The organism is Streptomyces beijiangensis, assembly GCF_017315755.1.
GTDB lineage: Bacteria > Actinomycetota > Actinomycetes > Streptomycetales > Streptomycetaceae > Streptomyces > Streptomyces beijiangensis.
Genome location: NZ_JAFLRJ010001424.1, coordinates 1 through 263 on the forward strand (window position 1 = coordinate 1; position 263 = coordinate 263).

The following is a 263-nucleotide window of genomic DNA, read 5'->3' on the forward strand; positions in this document are numbered from 1 at the left end:
CGGTGTACTTCCCGTTCGTGCAGTTCCTGGCATCGTCGGCAGCGGTGGCGGTCCTCGTCGTGGGCGGGATCAGGGTCGACAACGGGACGTTGACGGCGGGCGCGCTGGTCGCGTACCTGCTCTACATCGACCTGTTCTTCGCTCCGGTGCAGCAGCTCTCCCAGGTCTTCGACGGCTACCAGCAGGCGTCCGTCTCCCTGGGCCGTATCCAGGAACTGCTGCGGGAACCGGCGTCCACCGAGGAGGTCCCCGAACCCCTCGAC

The 263-nt window shown here is 67.3% G+C and carries 1 protein-coding gene; it reads left to right on the forward strand.

The features are described 5' to 3' along the window. The coding region (locus J0695_RS42110; RefSeq protein ID WP_372445945.1) for a 6TM ABC transporter family protein at positions 1–263 on the forward strand (263 nt) is incomplete at both ends.